General features: G+C 68.2%; 12 protein-coding genes and 2 tRNA genes. 2 read left to right on the top strand and 12 right to left on the bottom strand.

Annotated elements, in window-relative coordinates:
* Nucleotides 1-8 precede the first annotated feature (8 nt).
* The 11 genes from rpoB to FHS87_RS12280 all read right to left on the bottom strand — a co-directional run bounded on the left by rpoB (nt 9) and on the right by FHS87_RS12280 (nt 11450).
* Nucleotides 9-4202: a DNA-directed RNA polymerase subunit beta gene (rpoB, locus tag FHS87_RS12330; protein ID WP_184518567.1), complete on the bottom strand. Its 4194-nt coding sequence runs from the start codon at nt 4200-4202 to the stop codon at nt 9-11.
* Nucleotides 4203-4399: 197 nt separating this feature from the next.
* Complete coding sequence (gene rplL, locus FHS87_RS12325; RefSeq protein ID WP_184518564.1) at nt 4400-4783, bottom strand: 50S ribosomal protein L7/L12; 384 nt, start codon at nt 4781-4783, stop codon at nt 4400-4402.
* An 84-nt stretch (nt 4784-4867) separates the two neighbouring features.
* The gene (gene rplJ / locus FHS87_RS12320; protein WP_184518561.1) at nt 4868-5419 is read right to left on the bottom strand and encodes a 50S ribosomal protein L10; all 552 of its coding nucleotides are present in this window, start codon (nt 5417-5419) and stop codon (nt 4868-4870) included.
* A 317-nt stretch (nt 5420-5736) separates the two neighbouring features.
* A complete protein-coding gene (rplA, locus tag FHS87_RS12315) occupies nt 5737-6432 on the bottom strand; it encodes a 50S ribosomal protein L1 (RefSeq protein WP_184518558.1) in 696 nt (231 codons plus the stop codon).
* Between the two features lie 3 nt (nt 6433-6435).
* Nucleotides 6436-6870 carry a 50S ribosomal protein L11 gene (gene rplK, locus FHS87_RS12310; protein WP_184518556.1) on the bottom strand — a complete coding sequence of 145 codons (435 nt, stop codon included), beginning with the start codon at nt 6868-6870 and terminating at the stop codon, nt 6436-6438.
* Between the two features lie 239 nt (nt 6871-7109).
* Nucleotides 7110-7877, bottom strand: a complete 768-nt coding sequence (gene allE / locus FHS87_RS12305; RefSeq protein WP_184518554.1) for a (S)-ureidoglycine aminohydrolase — start codon at nt 7875-7877, stop codon at nt 7110-7112.
* A gap of 101 nt (nt 7878-7978) precedes the next feature.
* Nucleotides 7979-8515, bottom strand: a complete 537-nt coding sequence (gene nusG, locus FHS87_RS12300; RefSeq protein ID WP_184518552.1) for a transcription termination/antitermination protein NusG — start codon at nt 8513-8515, stop codon at nt 7979-7981.
* Between the two features lie 88 nt (nt 8516-8603).
* Nucleotides 8604-8798, bottom strand: coding sequence for a preprotein translocase subunit SecE (gene secE / locus FHS87_RS12295; protein ID WP_184518550.1), 195 nt, complete (start codon nt 8796-8798; stop codon nt 8604-8606).
* Nucleotides 8799-8903: 105 nt separating this feature from the next.
* Nucleotides 8904-8980, bottom strand: a tRNA-Trp gene (locus tag FHS87_RS12290).
* A 106-nt stretch (nt 8981-9086) separates the two neighbouring features.
* Nucleotides 9087-9518, bottom strand: coding sequence for an RDD family protein (locus FHS87_RS12285; RefSeq protein ID WP_184518548.1), 432 nt, complete (start codon nt 9516-9518; stop codon nt 9087-9089).
* 84 nt (nt 9519-9602) lie between these two features.
* Entirely contained in the window at nt 9603-11450 is a 1848-nt protein-coding gene (locus FHS87_RS12280) for an ABC transporter ATP-binding protein (protein ID WP_184518546.1), read from the bottom strand.
* A 242-nt stretch (nt 11451-11692) separates the two neighbouring features.
* Between FHS87_RS12280 and FHS87_RS12275 the strand changes: the two genes are divergently transcribed.
* Nucleotides 11693-12754, top strand: a complete 1062-nt coding sequence (locus tag FHS87_RS12275) for a glycosyltransferase family 4 protein (RefSeq protein ID WP_184518544.1) — start codon at nt 11693-11695, stop codon at nt 12752-12754.
* Nucleotides 12755-12959: 205 nt separating this feature from the next.
* Here the strand turns inward: FHS87_RS12275 and tuf are convergent, their stop codons facing one another.
* Entirely contained in the window at nt 12960-14147 is a 1188-nt protein-coding gene (gene tuf, locus FHS87_RS12270) for an elongation factor Tu (protein WP_184518542.1), read from the bottom strand.
* A 390-nt stretch (nt 14148-14537) separates the two neighbouring features.
* On the opposite strand from tuf, the gene FHS87_RS12265 reads away from it, so the two are divergent.
* Nucleotides 14538-14612, top strand: a tRNA-Gly gene (locus FHS87_RS12265).
* Nucleotides 14613-15580: the final 968 nt, after the last annotated feature.

Here is a 15580-nt window from a genome sequence, read left to right as displayed (position 1 = left end):
GTGTCTGATCAGCTGCCGCGGTTCTCGAGATCCACGTTCAGGCCAAGGCTCTTCAGCTCCTTGGTGAGAACGTTGAAGCTCTCGGGAATGCCGGCCTCGAAGCTGTCCTGGTCGCGGACGATCGCCTCGTAGACCTTGGTGCGGCCGGACACGTCGTCCGACTTCACCGTCAGCATCTCCTGCAGCGTGTAGGCGGCACCGTAGGCTTCCAGCGCCCAGACCTCCATCTCGCCGAAGCGCTGGCCGCCGAACTGCGCCTTGCCACCCAGCGGCTGCTGCGTGACGAGCGAGTAGGGCCCGATGGAGCGGGCGTGGATCTTGTCGTCGACGAGGTGGTGCAGCTTGAGCATGTAGATGTAGCCCACCGTCACCTTGCGCTCGAATAGGTCGCCCGTGCGGCCATCGACGAGCTGGACCTGGCCGGAGGTGTCGAGCCCCGCCTTGGTCAGCATCCCCTCGATGTCCGAGATGCGCGCACCGTCGAAGACAGGCGTCGCGATCGGCACGCCGCGCTTCAGGTTCTCGCCGAGCTCGAGCAACTGGTCCTCGCTCATGTTGACGATGTCACGGTCGGTGATCTCGTCCCCATAGACGTCGCGCAGCTTGTCGATCAGCGCGTCCCGGGCAGCGCCGGCGCGGCGGTAATCCTCGACCACCTCGCCGATCTGCTTGCCGAGCGTCGCGCAGGCCCAGCCGAGATGCGTTTCGAGGATCTGTCCGATGTTCATGCGCGAGGGCACGCCCAGCGGGTTCAGCACGAGGTCCACCGGCGTGCCGTCCTCGAGGAACGGCATGTCCTCGATGGGCACCACGCGGGAGACGACACCCTTGTTGCCGTGACGGCCGGCCATCTTGTCGCCCGGCTGCAGCTTGCGCTTCACCGCCACGAAGACCTTGACCTGCTTCATCACGCCCGGCGGCAGCTCGTCGCCGCGCTGCAGCTTCTCGACCTTGCTCTCGAACCGCTTCTGCAGGCGCTCGACCGCAGCGTCGAACTCCCGCTTCAGGGCCTCGAGCTGGGCCTGGGCCGCATCGTCCGAGACGCCGATCTGGCGCCAGGTCATGCGGTTGAACTCGTTCAGCACCTCGTCGGTGATGACCGTTCCCTGCTTGACCCCCTTGAAGCCGCCCGCGGCCTTGCGGTTGAGCAGCACCTCGCGGAGGCGGCCCGTGAAGGAACGCTCCTGGATGGCCCGCTCGTCGTCGCGGTCCTTGGCCAGACGCTCGATCTCGGCGCGCTCGATCGCCATGGCGCGCTCGTCCTTGTCCACGCCACGGCGGGAGAAGACGCGAACGTCCACGATCGTGCCGGCGACGCCGGGCGGCAGGCGCAGCGACGTGTCGCGCACGTCGGAGGCCTTCTCGCCGAAGATGGCGCGGAGAAGCTTCTCCTCCGGCGTCATCGGGCTCTCGCCCTTCGGCGTCACCTTGCCGACCAGGATGTCGCCCGGCTGCACCTCGGCGCCGATGTAGACGATGCCGGCCTCGTCGAGGTTCCGCAGCGCCTCCTCACCGACATTCGGGATGTCGCGGGTGATCTCCTCCTGGCCCAGCTTCGTGTCGCGGGCACTGACCTCGAACTCGTCGATATGGATCGAGGTGAAGACGTCGTCCTGGGCGATCCGCTCGCTGATCAGGATGGAGTCCTCGAAGTTGTAGCCGTTCCAGGGCATGAAAGCGCAGAGCGCGTTTCGGCCCAGGGCCAGCTCGCCCAGTTCCGTGGAGGGACCGTCGGCGATGATGTCCCCGGCCCGCACCTCGTCACCCACGCGCACCAGCGGGCGCTGGTTGATGCAGGTGGATTGGTTCGAGCGCTGGAACTTGCGCAGGCGGTAGATGTCCACGCCCTGGGTCGTGCCGTCCTCGCCGGTCGCGCGCACCACGATGCGCGAGCCGTCGATGCTGTCCACCACGCCGTCGCGGCGGGCCACAATGGAGGCACCGGAGTCCCGCGCGACCGCGGCCTCCATCCCCGTGCCGACCAGCGGCGCGTCGGACTTCACCAGCGGCACCGCCTGGCGCTGCATGTTGGAGCCCATGAGCGCGCGGTTCGCGTCGTCGTTCTCGAGGAACGGGATGAGCGCGGCGGCGACGGAGACGAGCTGCTTCGGCGACACGTCGATCGCCGTCACCTCCTCCGGCTTCACCAGGCGGAAGTCGCCGGACTGACGGACGGAGACCAGCTCGGAGCGGAACTCGCCCGTGCCGCGGTCCACGTCGGCGTCCGCCTGCGCGACCACCAGACGCTCCTCCTCCATGGCGGAGAGGTAGCGCGGCTCGCCCACAATCTTGCCGTCGCGCACCATCTGGTACGGCGTCTCGATGAAGCCGTACTTGTTCACCTTCGCGAAGGTGGCGAGGCTGTTGATCAGGCCGATGTTCGGGCCTTCCGGCGTCTCGATCGGGCAAATGCGGCCGTAATGCGTGGGGTGCACGTCGCGCACCTCGAAGCCGGCGCGCTCGCGGGTCAGGCCTCCCGGGCCAAGCGCCGAGAGGCGGCGCTTATGCGTCACCTCGGACAGCGGGTTGGTCTGGTCCATGAACTGCGAGAGCTGGGACGAGCCGAAGAACTCGCGCACTGCGGCCGCAGCCGGCTTGGCGTTGATAAGGTCCGTCGGCATCACGGTATCGATGTCGACCGAGCCCATTCGCTCCTTGATGGCGCGCTCCATGCGGAGCAGGCCGACGCGGTACTGGTTCTCCATCAGCTCGCCGACCGAGCGCACCCGGCGATTGCCGAGGTTGTCGATGTCGTCGATCTGGCCCTTGCCGTCCTTCAGCTCGAGCAAGGTCTTCACCGTCGCCAGGATGTCCTGCTTACGCAGAGTCCGCAGCGTGTCGGGCGCCTGCTCGAGCGTGAAGCCCAGGCGCATGTTCATCTTCACGCGGCCGACGGCCGAGAGGTCATAGCGCTCGGGATCGAAGAACAGGCCGCGGAACAGCGTCTCGGCCGTCTCCGGCGTGGGCGGCTCGCCCGGGCGCATGACGCGGTAGATGTCCATCAGCGCATCGTCGCGGTTGGAGTTCTTGTCCACCGCGAGCGTGTTGCGCATCCAGGGGCCGACCGTCGCATCGATGGCGAGCGTCGGCAGCCGGTCGTAGCCGGCAGCCTCAATGGCGGCGAGCTTCGCCTCGGTCAGCTCCTCGCCGGCCTCGGCATGGATCTCGCCCGTGGACATGTCCACGAGATCCTCGGCCACGAAGCGGCCCAGCAGGTCGGCGCGGCCGACGAGCACCTCCTTCGTGCCCTCCTCCGCGATCTTGCGGGCGGCGCGCGGGTTCAGCTTCGTGTCCTTGGCGGCCACGACCTGCCCGGTCGCGGCATCAACGAGGTCCTCGGTCAGCTTCAGGCCACGGAAGGCCTCGGGCTCATAGGGACGGGACCAACCCTGCTTGCCGCGGGAGAAGACGACCTGGCCGTAGAAGGTCGCCAGGATCTCCTGCGCGTCCATGCCGCGCACCTCGCCCGGTTCCAGCGGCGTGTCGCGCTCGGCGCGCCTCGCCTGGGTCTCCGCCGAATCGAGGGCGTAGAGCAGCGTCGAGGCCGGCAGCTTGCGCTTCCGGTCGATGCGGACATAGCAGATGTCCTTGGCGTCGAACTCGAAGTCGAGCCAGGAGCCGCGATAGGGGATCACGCGGGCAGCGAAGAGGTACTTGCCCGAGGAGTGCGTCTTGCCCTTGTCGTGGTCGAAGAACACGCCGGGGGAGCGGTGCATCTGGGAGACGATGACGCGCTCGGTCCCGTTGACGATGAAGGTGCCATTGTCCGTCATGAGCGGGATATCGCCCATGTAGACGCCCTGCTCCTTGATGTCGCGGATCGAGCGGGACCCGGTGTCCTCGTCGATGTCCCAGACGATCAGGCGCAGATGGGCCTTCAGCGGGGCGGCATAGGTCAGCCCGCGCTGGATGCACTCCTCCACGTCGTACTTGGCCTCCTCGAACTCGTAGCGCACGAATTCCAGGCTGCCGCGGCCGGCGAAGTCGTTAATCGGGAAAACGCCCTTGAAGACCTCCTGGAGGCCGGCATTCGCCCGCATCTCGGGCGCCACCTCCATCTGCAGGAAGGCTTCGTAGGACGCGCGCTGCACGTCGATGAGGTTCGGCATCGGCGCCACCTCGGGCAGCCGTCCGAAGGACTTGCGGATGCGCTTGCGCCCGGTGAAGCCCTTGCCCTCGAAACCCTTCGAGATCGCGTTCATGCCAGCCCTGCGTCCTCTCACCACCCGGGAAGCAGAGGGCACCGCCACGTGCCCCGCCCCTCCCGAAGACCCACCGGATGGCACCCCCCATCCGGCGAAAAGCGGGCGCGGGCGGAAACCCGTAGGTCTCCGCCCGGCCCTATCAAACCACTCGGTTCCCCCGGCCAACCGGGCCGGGGGAGAAGTCGATCAAGGTCTTACTTGACCTCAACCTTGGCGCCGTTCTCCTCGAGGACCTTGCGGATCTTCTCCGCCTCGTCCTTGGAGACGCCTTCCTTCACGGTCTTCGGAGCGCCCTCGACCAGGTCCTTGGCCTCCTTCAGGCCCAGGCCGGTGATCGTGCGGATCTCCTTGATGACGTTGATCTTCTTGTCACCGCCAGCGGCGAGGATGACGGTGAACTCCGTCTGCTCCTCGGCCGGAGCGGCGGCAGCGCCACCGCCGGCAGCCGGAGCGGCAGCCACGGCGACAGGCGCCGCGGCGGAGACGCCCCACTTCTCCTCGAGCATCTTGGAGAGCTCGGCGGCCTCCAGGACGGTGAGGGAGGACAGCTCGTCAACGAGCTTCGCGAGATCGGCCATGATTATGTCCTTCGATCTAATGACTTGGCTTGAAGTTTGCAACCCCGGCTGTCACCCTTTCAGGCCGCCCAGAGTCGCGGGATATCAGGCGGCTTCCGCGCCCTCGGCAGACCCATCGCCGCTCTTTTCAGAAGCGTCGGCATAGGCCTTGAACACCCGCGCCAGCTGCCCGGCCGGAGCCTGCAGCACGCCCGCGATGCGCGTCGCCGGGGTCTGAATCAGACCCAGCAGCTGCGCCCGCAGCGTCTCGAGCGAGGGCAACTCGGACAGAGCCTTGACGCCATTGACGTCCAGGGTCTGCGTTCCGATCGCCCCGCCCAGGATCACGAACTTGTCGTTACCCCTGGCGAACTCCACGGCGGTCTTCGCCACAGCCACCGGATCCTTCGACCACGCGAGCGCGGTCGGACCCTTCAGCAGCGGCGAAATGCCCTGGAAGCGGGTGCCGTCGAGGGCGAGAGTGGCCAGCCGGTTCTTAGCGACCTTGTACGTCGCACCAGCCGCCCGCATCCGGCGACGCAGATCATCCACCGCCGCGACCGTCAGCCCATTGTTCTGGGCGACGAGCACGAAGGAGGTGTCGGCGAACACCGAACCGAGGGTGGCGACGAACTCGCGCTTCTCCGTACGGTCCATTCCCGTCTCCTACGAATAACCGGCCCCTGGTGGAGGGGAGCCGGCCGGTTCACGCAGAGGCAGCCTCTCATGGAGAGGCCACCTCGGTTCGCCTGTCAGAAATAAGCCGGAAGCCAAGCCAAGCCCGCCGAGGAACCGGCGGATCATCGTCTCTGGCACCCCGTCTCCCCGTTGCGGGCTCTCGCCCATCAAGCCCCGATCATTGCGAAAGGGGCACACCAGGTCTCGGACAGGTCAGGCGGGTTTCCCCGCCCTGCCCGCCTGCCCCTGGGGGCAGGCGTATCTCGTGCCCCGGGCCGAGGCCCGGGGCGACAAACTCAGGCCGTGAGGCTCGCCACGTCCACCTTGATGCCGGGGCCCATGGAGGAGGACACGGCCACCTTCTTCACATAGGTGCCCTTGGCACCGGTCGGGCGGGCACGCTGGATGGCGTCCACGAAGGCGCGGGCGTTCTCGAGCAGCTTGTCGGCCTCGAAGCTCGCCTTCCCAATGCCGGCATGCACGATGCCGGCCTTCTCGGCGCGGAACTCCACCTGGCCGGCCTTGGCCGCCGTCACGGCGCCGCGGACATCCATGGTGACGGTGCCGAGCTTAGGGTTCGGCATCAGGCCGCGCGGGCCGAGGATCTTACCCAGGCGGCCGACGATGCCCATCATGTCCGGGGTCGCGATGCAGCGGTCGAAGTCGATCGTCCCACCCTGCACGGCCTCCAGCAGGTCCTCGGCGCCCACCACGTCGGCACCGGCGGCGCGGGCCTCATCGGCCTTCGGGCCGCGGGCGAAGACGCCCACGCGGACGGTCTTGCCCGTGCCGTTCGGCAGGCCGACCACGCCGCGAACCATCTGGTCGGCGTGGCGGGGATCGATGCCGAGGTTCATCGAGATCTCGATCGTCTCGTCAAACTTGGCGTTGGCACTGGACTTGGCCGTCGCGATGGCCTCGGCCAGCGGGAGGTTCTTCTCGAGGTCCAGGCCCTCGGCAATCTTGCGGAGACGCTTGCCCTGCTTAGCCATCGATCAGCCCTCCACCACGCTCATGCCCATGGCGCGGGCGGAGCCGGCCAGCATGCGAACCGCGGCCTCTTCGGTGTCGCAGTTCATGTCCTTCATCTTCACCTTGGCGATCTCGGCGAGCTGCGACTTCGTCACGCGCCCGACCACGCCGCCCTTGCCCGGGGTCTGGCTGCCCTTCTCGAGCTTGGCTGCCTTGAGCAGGAAGTAGGTGTTGGGCGGGGTCTTCGTGATGAAGGAGAAGGTGCGGTCCGAATAGGCGGTGATGACCACCGGCGTCGGGGTCCCGGGCTCCATGCCCTGGGTGGCCGCGTTGAACTCCTTGACGAACTGCATGATGTTCAGGCCGCGCTGACCCAGCGCGGGACCGACCGGCGGCGACGGGTTCGCCTTGGCGGCCGGGATCTGCAGCTTGATGTAGCCGACGATCTTCTTCGCCATGCTCTGTTGCTCTCCTCAAATCGGAGGCCCGCGGTGGTGGCGGCCCGGCATCCCCGATGGTCTGGGGCCGGACCTCCCGCGTTCCTGAAACGCGCGGCGGCCGGGCGGGGAAGCCCCCAGCCCGGCCGGCGCGGGGGCCGCATATAGAGGGCGCTGACCGCAGAGTCCAGCGAAATAGGACCAACCTCACCCGGGGCGGGCGAAACGGTTGCCCCATGCCCCACCGCCGCCCTGGATGGTCAGATCACGTCCCGGTTCACGTCCTTGTAGAGCAGGTACTCGCAGGTCTCGCCCCCCGTCGCGTAGATCTGCTGGGGAACATAGGGCCCCATCCAGACGAAATCGTCGGTCCAGAGCTCGTGCCAGTCGCGCCCGAGAAGCTGCAGCGCCTGGCCCTGCAGCATGACCATCCCGTGCTCCATCACATGCGTCTCGACGCACCAGAAATGGGCGCCGGGCGCGTAGCACATGATGTTCATCTCGAAATCCATCGGCATCTCGCGAAGGCCGAGAAGGCAGAAGCGCCAGCGGGGCCCGCTGTCCTCTCGCATGGCCGTGTCGCGATGCCCCAGGATCACTTTCGGAGCCGGCACGCTGGCGGCGGGCTGGTAGGGCTTGCGCACCCAGATGGCCCGCGCCTCCTCGGCCCCGGCATTCCGCACGACGTAGGGGGTGCCCTGGGGGACGTAGACGTAGCCGCCTGGCGGCAAGGCGTGGGTTTCACCCCCTACCGTCACCTCGAGCGTCCCGGACCGGACATAGAGGAAGGCCTGCACCCCGTCATCGACCGGCCCCGTGCTCCCGGCCCCGGCGGGGAGGATGAGCAGGGCCTGGGCGAAGCTCGCGCCCATCTGCCGACTGGTCTGGAACCGCACGATGCAGCCCGGCCAGTTCGGCAGGAGGCTGTCCATGATTCCTTCGGCCGGGAAGACGCAGTAGTTGGGCGTCAGCATCGTCCTGTTGTGGCCGATGATGCCGGGCGGTGGATTCGGGGTGGGAACGCGCATGGGCCTGCCTTGGTGCGGAAGCGGCGTCCGCACCACGGCCCCGGGGGATAGTCAAGCTGGCCGCGGGCCACCCTCGCCGACGGAGGGCAGCCCCGCCGGGCTCAGGCCTTCTCGACCTGCCCGTATTCCAGTTCCACGGGCGTCGCGCGGCCGAAGATGGAGACGGAGACCTTCACCCGGCCCTTCTCCTCGTCCACCTCCTCGATCACGCCGTTGAAGGAGGTGAAGGGGCCGTCGGCCACGCGGACATTCTCGCCCACCTCGAAGGTGATGGAGGGGCGGCGGGGCTTCTCGGCGTTGTCCTGGACCTGCTGGAGCATCCGCATCGCCTCGCGCTCCGGGATCGGGCTGGGCTTGTTGCGGGCGCCGAGGAAGCCGGTGACCTTCGGCGTATCCTTCACGAGGTGCCAGGCGTCGTCGGTCATCTCCATCTTCACGAGCACATAGCCCGGGAAGAACTTGCGCTCGGAGTTCACCTTCTGGCCGCGGCGCACCTCGACCACCTCCTCGGAGGGGACGAGCACGTCCTCGATCTTGTCGGCCAGGCCCTTCTGGGCAGCCTGCTCCTTGATCTGGCCGGCGATCTTCTTCTCGAAGCCGGAATAGACGTGGACAACGTACCACTTCTTGTCGGCCATGGCCGCGAAGCTCCCGATCTGTGGCGCCCCGCCTCCGGCCCGGGCAGTTCGCCCGGCCTCCGGCGGCGCGCCGAATAACCCTCTGTCTTCAGGCGAATCCGAAGAGGAGGCGCATGAGGAGCTGGATGACCCAGTCCGTCACCAGGAAGAAGACCGCCGCCAGCGCCGAGAGCGCCAGCACCAGCCCGGTGGTGATCAGGGTTTCCTTGCGGCTGGGCCAGGTGACCCGGCCGATCTCCTGCCGAACGTCTCGCAGATAGCCTGCGGGGTTGAAACCGGCCACGTCAGGCCCCTCCCGGCTGCCCAGGGCCCAGTTACGCCCCGCTGCGGGACCGCCCTGGACCACCAGGGCGCGTTGCCCGTGAAAATGGTCATGCGCGGCCCGCCCTGGCAGGGGCGGAGGGTCTCGAACCCCCAACCTCCGGTTTTGGAGACCGGCGCTCTAGCCAATTGAGCTACGCCCCTAGCGGGCCGCGCAGGGGGCGTGCCTTACGGCAAGGCGCGGCGGCTGTCGAGAGGCCGCGCGCGGCGAGGTTGCGCCTCCCCGCCGGAAATATCGCGCAGGGGCGCTTCAGCCCCCCTGGGGAGGGTCCTGAACCACCAGGGTGCGGGCGATTCGGTCGTGCCAGCACTGCTTGCGGGGATCCCAGAGCATCCAGAGATACCCGAGGCCCAGGGGCAGGCCCGAGACGATGTAGCCGAGATAGCGCGCCACGAGCCGCGGCCAGGGCGGGGTCGTCCCGTTCTCCGCGTCCACCACGCGGAGCCGCAGCAGGATCTTGCCCGGCGTGGCCTGCCGCGCGGCCCAGAAGATGAGGATGATCAGGGCGGAGATGAACTGGAGAAGGACGTCCGCCCCGGGCGAGAGGCCCCGCCCGCCCTGCACGAACTCGCCGACCATGACGAAGCCGATTCCCAGGGGCAGCATCCAGGCCGCGTCCAGGAACTGCGCGGCCAGCCGCGTCCAGAAGCCGGCCAATCGAATCCTATCGCGCTCGGCCATGCCGCGTCTCATTGGGGCTGTGACAGGCCGGTTGTCCTTTCAGCGGCAGCGCTTGTCCAGCCCGGTGGCGCCGGCGGCGAGGGATCAGGCCGCGGCGCTGAGGCCCTGTCCCTCCAGGAGATCGCGATAGAGGCCGGGCTGGGAGGCCAGCTCGGCCGGGGAGCCCTGCTCCCGAACCTGCCCCTCCCCCACCACCACGATGCGGTCGAAGCCCCTCAGGGTGCCCAGGCGATGGGCGATGGCGATGACGGTGCGGCCGCGCATCAGCCGCTCCAGCGCCGCCTGCACGGCCATCTCCGATTCGGTGTCCAGCGCCGAGGTGGCCTCGTCCAGCAGCAGGATCGGGGCGTCCTTCAGCAGGGCGCGGGCGATAGCCAGGCGCTGCCGCTGCCCGCCGGAGAGGCGGGCGCCGCGCTGGCCGACCTCGGTGTCAAAGCCCTGCGGCAGGGCCTCGATGAACTCGCGGCAATGGGCGGCCTCGGCGGCGCGCATCACCTCGGCGTCGGTCGCGTCCGGGCGGCCGTAGCGGATGTTCTCCATCACCGAGCGCTGGAAGAGCGACACGTCCTGCGGGACCACCGCCATCATCGCGGCGAGGCTCGCCTGGGTGGTGCCGGCGATGTCCTGCCCGTCGATCAGGATCCGGCCGGACTGCGGCGAGGCGAGGCGCTGGAGCAGGGCGAGAGCCGTGGACTTGCCGGAGCCGGAGCGCCCGACCAGCCCCACCCGCTCCCCCGGCGCGATGGAGAGGTCGAAGTGGCGCAGGACATGGCCGGTGCCGGGATAGGCGAAGGAGACATTCTGGAAGGCCACGGCGCCGCCGCGGGGCCGGAGGGGGGCGGCATCCGCCCGGTCCGGCAGGGCATGCGGCACGAGCAGCGCCCGCACGGCCTCGGAGAGCCGGGCAACGTGCTGGATCAGGTCCACCAGCGCCACGGCGAGGTCGCGCGTGCCGTGCAGGATGGTGAAGCCCAGGCCGCAGGTCATCACGATGTCGCCCGTGGTGGCCCGCCCGGCCTGCCAGAGCATCAGCGCCCAGCAGAGCAGCCCGACCGTCAGCAGCGCGGTCATCACCGCATGGGCGAGCCGCAGCTTCTCCAGGTAGCGCAGGCTGCGGCGGCGGGAGGCGACCTCGCTCCCCACGGTGGCGCCGAAGCGCTGCCTTTCCCGGATGGTCGCGCCGAAGGCGCGGACGAGGCCGATGTTCTGGACGACGTCCACCAGCTCGCCATCCACCGCGGCGGCCTTGGCCGCGTAGTCCTGGTGCAGGTCGCGCCCGCGCCCGGCCATCCAGGTCAGGAGGACCGCCATGGCGCTCGCGATGGCGAAGAGCACCCCCGCCATCACCGGGTCCACCGTGGCCAGGAAGGTGATGGCGACGAGCACCGCGACCGTCGGGGGGAGCGCGTTCCAGGTCATCGTGGAGAGCACGGTCCAGGCCGCGTTCGAGGTCGCGCTGATGCGGCCCGCCATGAGGCCGGGCGAGCGGTCCGCGAAATAATCGGGCGAGTGGCCGGAGAGGTGATGGAACAGGTCGGCCCGGAGGTCCCCCGTCACGCGGGTGAAGCTGTCCGCCGAGATCCAGCCGGCCACGCGCCAGAGCAGGTTGTCGCCGGCGATGATGGCGGCGAGCAGCGCGAGCGCCACCCAGGCCGCGTTTCCGCTCCCCGGCCCGGCCGAGAGCACGTCCACGAGGTGCTTCACGGCATATTGCGAGCCGACCGAGCATCCCACCGCTGCCAGGACCGCCAGCAGCACCACCGTATGGGCTAGGCGGTGCAGCAGCACGTAGCGGAGGAGGAAGGCGATGGGGCGCTCGGCGTAGCGGACGAGGCTCTCGCGCTCCTGCCCGGCAACCCCGGCCGGCGGGCTGGAAAGCAGGGCGGGGCTGGGACGCGGATCGCGTGAAACGCCGAAAACAGTCGCCGACATGAACTTTCCTTCTCGCCCGGACCAGCGGCCCGATCGTTCGTGCGTCGGTGTGGTCCCCCCTGCCGCGGCGAAGAATGCCGCGGGGCCGTGCGGGCCTCGGCGGGCCACGTCACAGCAGCAGAACGCATGGGATCGCGCGGGTTTCTGGCCAAATCTGGGTGCCGCTGCCCCTTTGCTGCCCCAATCACCGCGTTGCTTGCGAGCAAATGACGCCGGGAGGAAAGGCGCTGAAGGAGAAACCGATGCGAATTGCGCAGGTCGCGCCGCTCTACGAGGCGGTGCCCCCCAAGCTCTATGGTGGAACGGAGCGGATCGTCTCCTTCCTCACCGAAGCCCTGGTGGAGCGGGGCCACGACGTCACCCTCTTCGCGACGGGCGACGCCGAGACGAAGGCGAAGCTCGTGCCGGTGCGGGAGCGCGCCCTGCGGCTCGACCCGACGGTGCGCGACCCCGGGGCGCCCCACACCCTCCTGCTTGAGACGGTGCTGCGGCGTGCGCACGAGTTCGACGTGATCCACCTCCACCTGGACTACCTGCCCTTCCCCTCCTTCAGCCGGCAGTCGGTCCCCTGGGTGACCACGCTGCACGGGCGGCTGGACCTGCCGGAGCTGGAGCCGGTCTTCGACGCCTTCCCCGAGGCGAAGGTGATCTCCATCTCCGACGCTCAGCGCCGGCCCCTGCCCCGCGCCAACTGGGCCGCGACCATTCATCACGGCCTCCCGCGCGACCTCCTGACGTCCCAGGCTGACGGCTCGGACGGCTACCTCGCCTTCCTCGGGCGCATCGCGCCGGAGAAGCGCCCTGACCGCGCGATCAAGATCGCCGGCATGGCGGGCGTGCCGCTGAAGATCGCCGCCAAGGTGGACCGGGCGGATGCGGAATACTTCGCCCAGGAGATCCAGCCCCTGCTGGGCGGGGCCCATGTCGATTTCATCGGCGAGATCTGCGACCGGCAGAAGCCCGGCTTCCTCTCCAACGCCCGCGCCCTGCTGGTGCCGATTGATTGGCCCGAGCCCTTCGGCCTCGTGATGATCGAGGCCATGGCCTGCGGCACGCCCGTGATCGCCTACCCCGCCGGCTCCGTGCCGGAGGTGGTGGAGGACGGGCTGACCGGCTTCATCGTCCGCAACGAGGAGGAGGCCGCGGCGGCGGTGGCGCGACTGGGCGAACTGGACCGCGGCCGCATCCGGGCGCGCTTCGAGGAGCGCTTCACGGCGGACCGCATGGCGGCCGACTACGAGGCGCTCTTCGCCCGCATGGCCGCGTCCGCCCGGCCGAGGCTTCGCCTGGCGGCGGGAGACTAGGACCCGCGGGCAGGCCGCTGGCCCCGCCGAAGGGCCGGGCTTGCCGGTACATGGCTGCCCTCTCGGGCCCGACCCGGCCAGGATAGGACGGGGCGCTCCGTCCCAGCCCTGCGCACGAACGAAAAAGCCCGGCTGCCGCCCTTATCGGGCAGCAGCCGGGCTTTCAGCCATTCGCCCCTCCGGGAGAGGAGGGGCGAGCGGCCTCTTACTTCTCGATGCTGGCCACGACGCCGGCGCCGACGGTGCGGCCGCCCTCGCGGATGGCGAAGCGCAGGCCCTGGTCCATGGCGATGGGGGCGATCAGCTCGACCGTCATCGCCACGTTGTCGCCCGGCATCACCATCTCCACGCCCTCGGGCAGCTGCACCACGCCCGTCACGTCGGTCGTGCGGAAGTAGAACTGCGGCCGGTAGTTCGTGAAGAACGGCGTGTGGCGGCCACCCTCCTCCTTGGTGAGGATGTAGGCCTCGGCCTTGAACTGCGTGTGCGGCGTGATCGAGCCGGGCTTGCTCAGCACCTGCCCGCGCTCGACGTCCTCGCGCTTGGTGCCGCGCAGCAGCGCGCCGATGTTGTCGCCCGCCATCCCGCTGTCCAGCAGCTTGCGGAACATCTCGACGCCCGTCACCGTCGTCTTCACGGTGTCCTTCAGGCCGACGATCTCGACTTCCTCGCCAACCTTGACGATGCCGCGCTCGACGCGACCGGTCACCACCGTGCCGCGGCCGGAGATCGAGAACACGTCCTCGACCGGCATCAGGAACGGCAGGTCCACCGCGCGCTCCGGCTGCGGGATGTAGGCGTCCACCGCCTCCATCAGCTTCAGGATCGCCTGCTCGCCGATCTCGGGCTGCTTGTCCTCGAGCGCCATCAGCGCCGAGCCGTGGATGATCGGGATGTCGTCGCCCGGGAACTGGTAGGACGACAGCAGCTCGCGCACCTCCATCTCGACCAGCTCCAGCAGGTCGGGGTCGGCCATGTCGACCTTGTTCAGGAATACGACCAGCGCCGGCACGCCGACCTGGCGGGCGAGCAGGATGTGCTCGCGCGTCTGCGGCATTGGGCCGTCGGCGGCCGACACCACCAGGATCGCGCCGTCCATCTGCGCCGCGCCCGTGATCATGTTCTTCACGTAGTCGGCGTGGCCGGGGCAGTCCACATGCGCGTAGTGGCGGTTGGCCGTCTCGTACTCGACGTGGGCCGTCGAGATCGTGATGCCGCGCGCCCGCTCCTCCGGAGCCTTGTCGATCTGGTCGTAGGCCGTGAAGGACGCACCGCCCGACTTCGCCAGAACCTTCGTGATCGCAGCCGTCAGCGACGTCTTGCCGTGGTCAACATGGCCAATCGTGCCAATGTTGCAGTGCGGCTTGGTCCGCTCGAACTTCGCCTTCGCCATTCGCGTCCAGTCCTGTCCCATCCAGGGGCCATGGGCCCCCTGCCCGTCCGTGCAGGCTTTGTTGATCGCTATATGGTGTCGGAAGCAGATTTCAGGGTGCGAAACCGCTTGGCGCGGCTGGAGCGGGTGACGGGAATCGAACCCGCACAGCCAGCTTGGAAAGACGTAATGCGCCCCGAAAACGTCCAAGCCCCCGGTCCACCTGGCTCGACAGGAACTTGAACGTTCTACCGTCCAACACGGCCACAACCCCGCCAGCTCCGCCCTACCGTCGGATGTCTACATGAACGCCAAGGCCAGAGACAACACGCCCAACTCGCCTCTTGCCCAGCGGACGACGGGCCTCTATCAGGGGCACCATCTCGGGTCAACGGCCCCCTACCGAGAGATGCGGACGTAGCTCAGGGGTAGAGCTTCTGCCTTCCAAGCAGAATGTCGCGAGTTCGAATCTCGTCGTCCGCTCCACTTTCACAGATTGCTCCCTCCCGCAGGGGGCTCTGCCCCCGCCGCCGAAGACGGCGGCTCCCCCGGGATACAGAGCACAGAAACGGCGTTTTTGGTCCCAAGTATCAGTTTGCATCGCCCTTCTCGCGTCGGCGGCCGCACGGTCCGCGCTCCTCTCCAACCATTCACAGCGGCAATTGGGCCAAGTTCCCTTTCTTTGTCGCGGCATCCGGTCATATCGGGGCCCCAGTTTCCTCGTTTCTGTGCCCTATATCCCGGGGAGCCGCCGTCTGCGGCGGCGGGGCGGAGCCCCTTCGGTCGCGGGTCTGCAGAAGCGGTTCGTCTTTTCAGGTGAGCAGCTTTCAGCGCCGCCGATCATAATCGATGGTTTTTCCCGTTTGCGTTCCAGGAGTGGGCGCCGTATCTCGCGGCTGCTCCGCATTTCTATTTCTCGCAGCCTCGGAACTCCGTCGCCCGCCCCCGTAGGCAAACGTCGGCCCGTTTCTCGCTACCCCGGTTTTCGAGGGCGCTTGACCGGGTAGTGAGGCCCGCCCCACTGGGGCATGGCCCCGAGGGCTACAACCGCAAGGAGTTCCTCCCCGCCCTCACGCTTTCAAGGTAGGTTTGGCTCTGCCCGACTAAGGCATGACGTGGATTATCTTGGCCATCTTCGACGTGCAGAAAACGGAGAAGTTTAGGGCTTACAAGCTGAAGCAGCCACCCAGCTTGGTTTGGACGAGCGCTCTGATTTTGTGTTTAGCTAGCGGCTCTCCGCCCCCCAAAAGCATCGCGCTCGGTATGACGCGAAGAAATCAGGCCAGAAAGATAACCTGTCTGGATTAGAGTGCACACCATCGCCGGATCAGCCAGACTGGGAAGCGGCTTGCAACGATCCGCGGCGCCGCAACGCCTGAATTCGTGACTATCGGCGCATTACGTCCGCGTTGACCAGCAACTAGGACCTGGTCCATGTTTTCCGCGCGGACCCC

This window comes from Muricoccus pecuniae (genome assembly GCF_014199205.1).
GTDB classification, from domain to species: Bacteria; Pseudomonadota; Alphaproteobacteria; order Acetobacterales; family Acetobacteraceae; genus Roseomonas; species Roseomonas pecuniae.
Note: the sequence above shows the minus strand (reverse complement) of the source record. Positions and strands in the feature narration are given on the sequence as shown.

Bases quoted from the DNA above. Each gene is read 5' to 3' on its own strand.
- tuf (WP_184518542.1), bottom strand. From the start codon at position 14,147: ATGGCGAAGGCGAAGTTCGAGCGGACCAAGCCGCACTGCAACATTGGC.
- rplA (WP_184518558.1), bottom strand. From the start codon at position 6,432: ATGGCTAAGCAGGGCAAGCGTCTCCGCAAGATTGCCGAGGGCCTGGAC.
- FHS87_RS12285 (WP_184518548.1), bottom strand. From the start codon at position 9,518: ATGGCCGAGCGCGATAGGATTCGATTGGCCGGCTTCTGGACGCGGCTG.
- nusG (WP_184518552.1), bottom strand. From the start codon at position 8,515: ATGGCCGACAAGAAGTGGTACGTTGTCCACGTCTATTCCGGCTTCGAG.
- allE (WP_184518554.1), bottom strand. From the start codon at position 7,877: ATGCGCGTTCCCACCCCGAATCCACCGCCCGGCATCATCGGCCACAAC.
- FHS87_RS12275 (WP_184518544.1), top strand. From the start codon at position 11,693: ATGCGAATTGCGCAGGTCGCGCCGCTCTACGAGGCGGTGCCCCCCAAG.
- rplL (WP_184518564.1), bottom strand. From the start codon at position 4,783: ATGGCCGATCTCGCGAAGCTCGTTGACGAGCTGTCCTCCCTCACCGTC.
- rplJ (WP_184518561.1), bottom strand. From the start codon at position 5,419: ATGGACCGTACGGAGAAGCGCGAGTTCGTCGCCACCCTCGGTTCGGTG.
- FHS87_RS12280 (WP_184518546.1), bottom strand. From the start codon at position 11,450: ATGTCGGCGACTGTTTTCGGCGTTTCACGCGATCCGCGTCCCAGCCCC.
- rplK (WP_184518556.1), bottom strand. From the start codon at position 6,870: ATGGCGAAGAAGATCGTCGGCTACATCAAGCTGCAGATCCCGGCCGCC.
- rpoB (WP_184518567.1), bottom strand. From the start codon at position 4,202: ATGAACGCGATCTCGAAGGGTTTCGAGGGCAAGGGCTTCACCGGGCGC.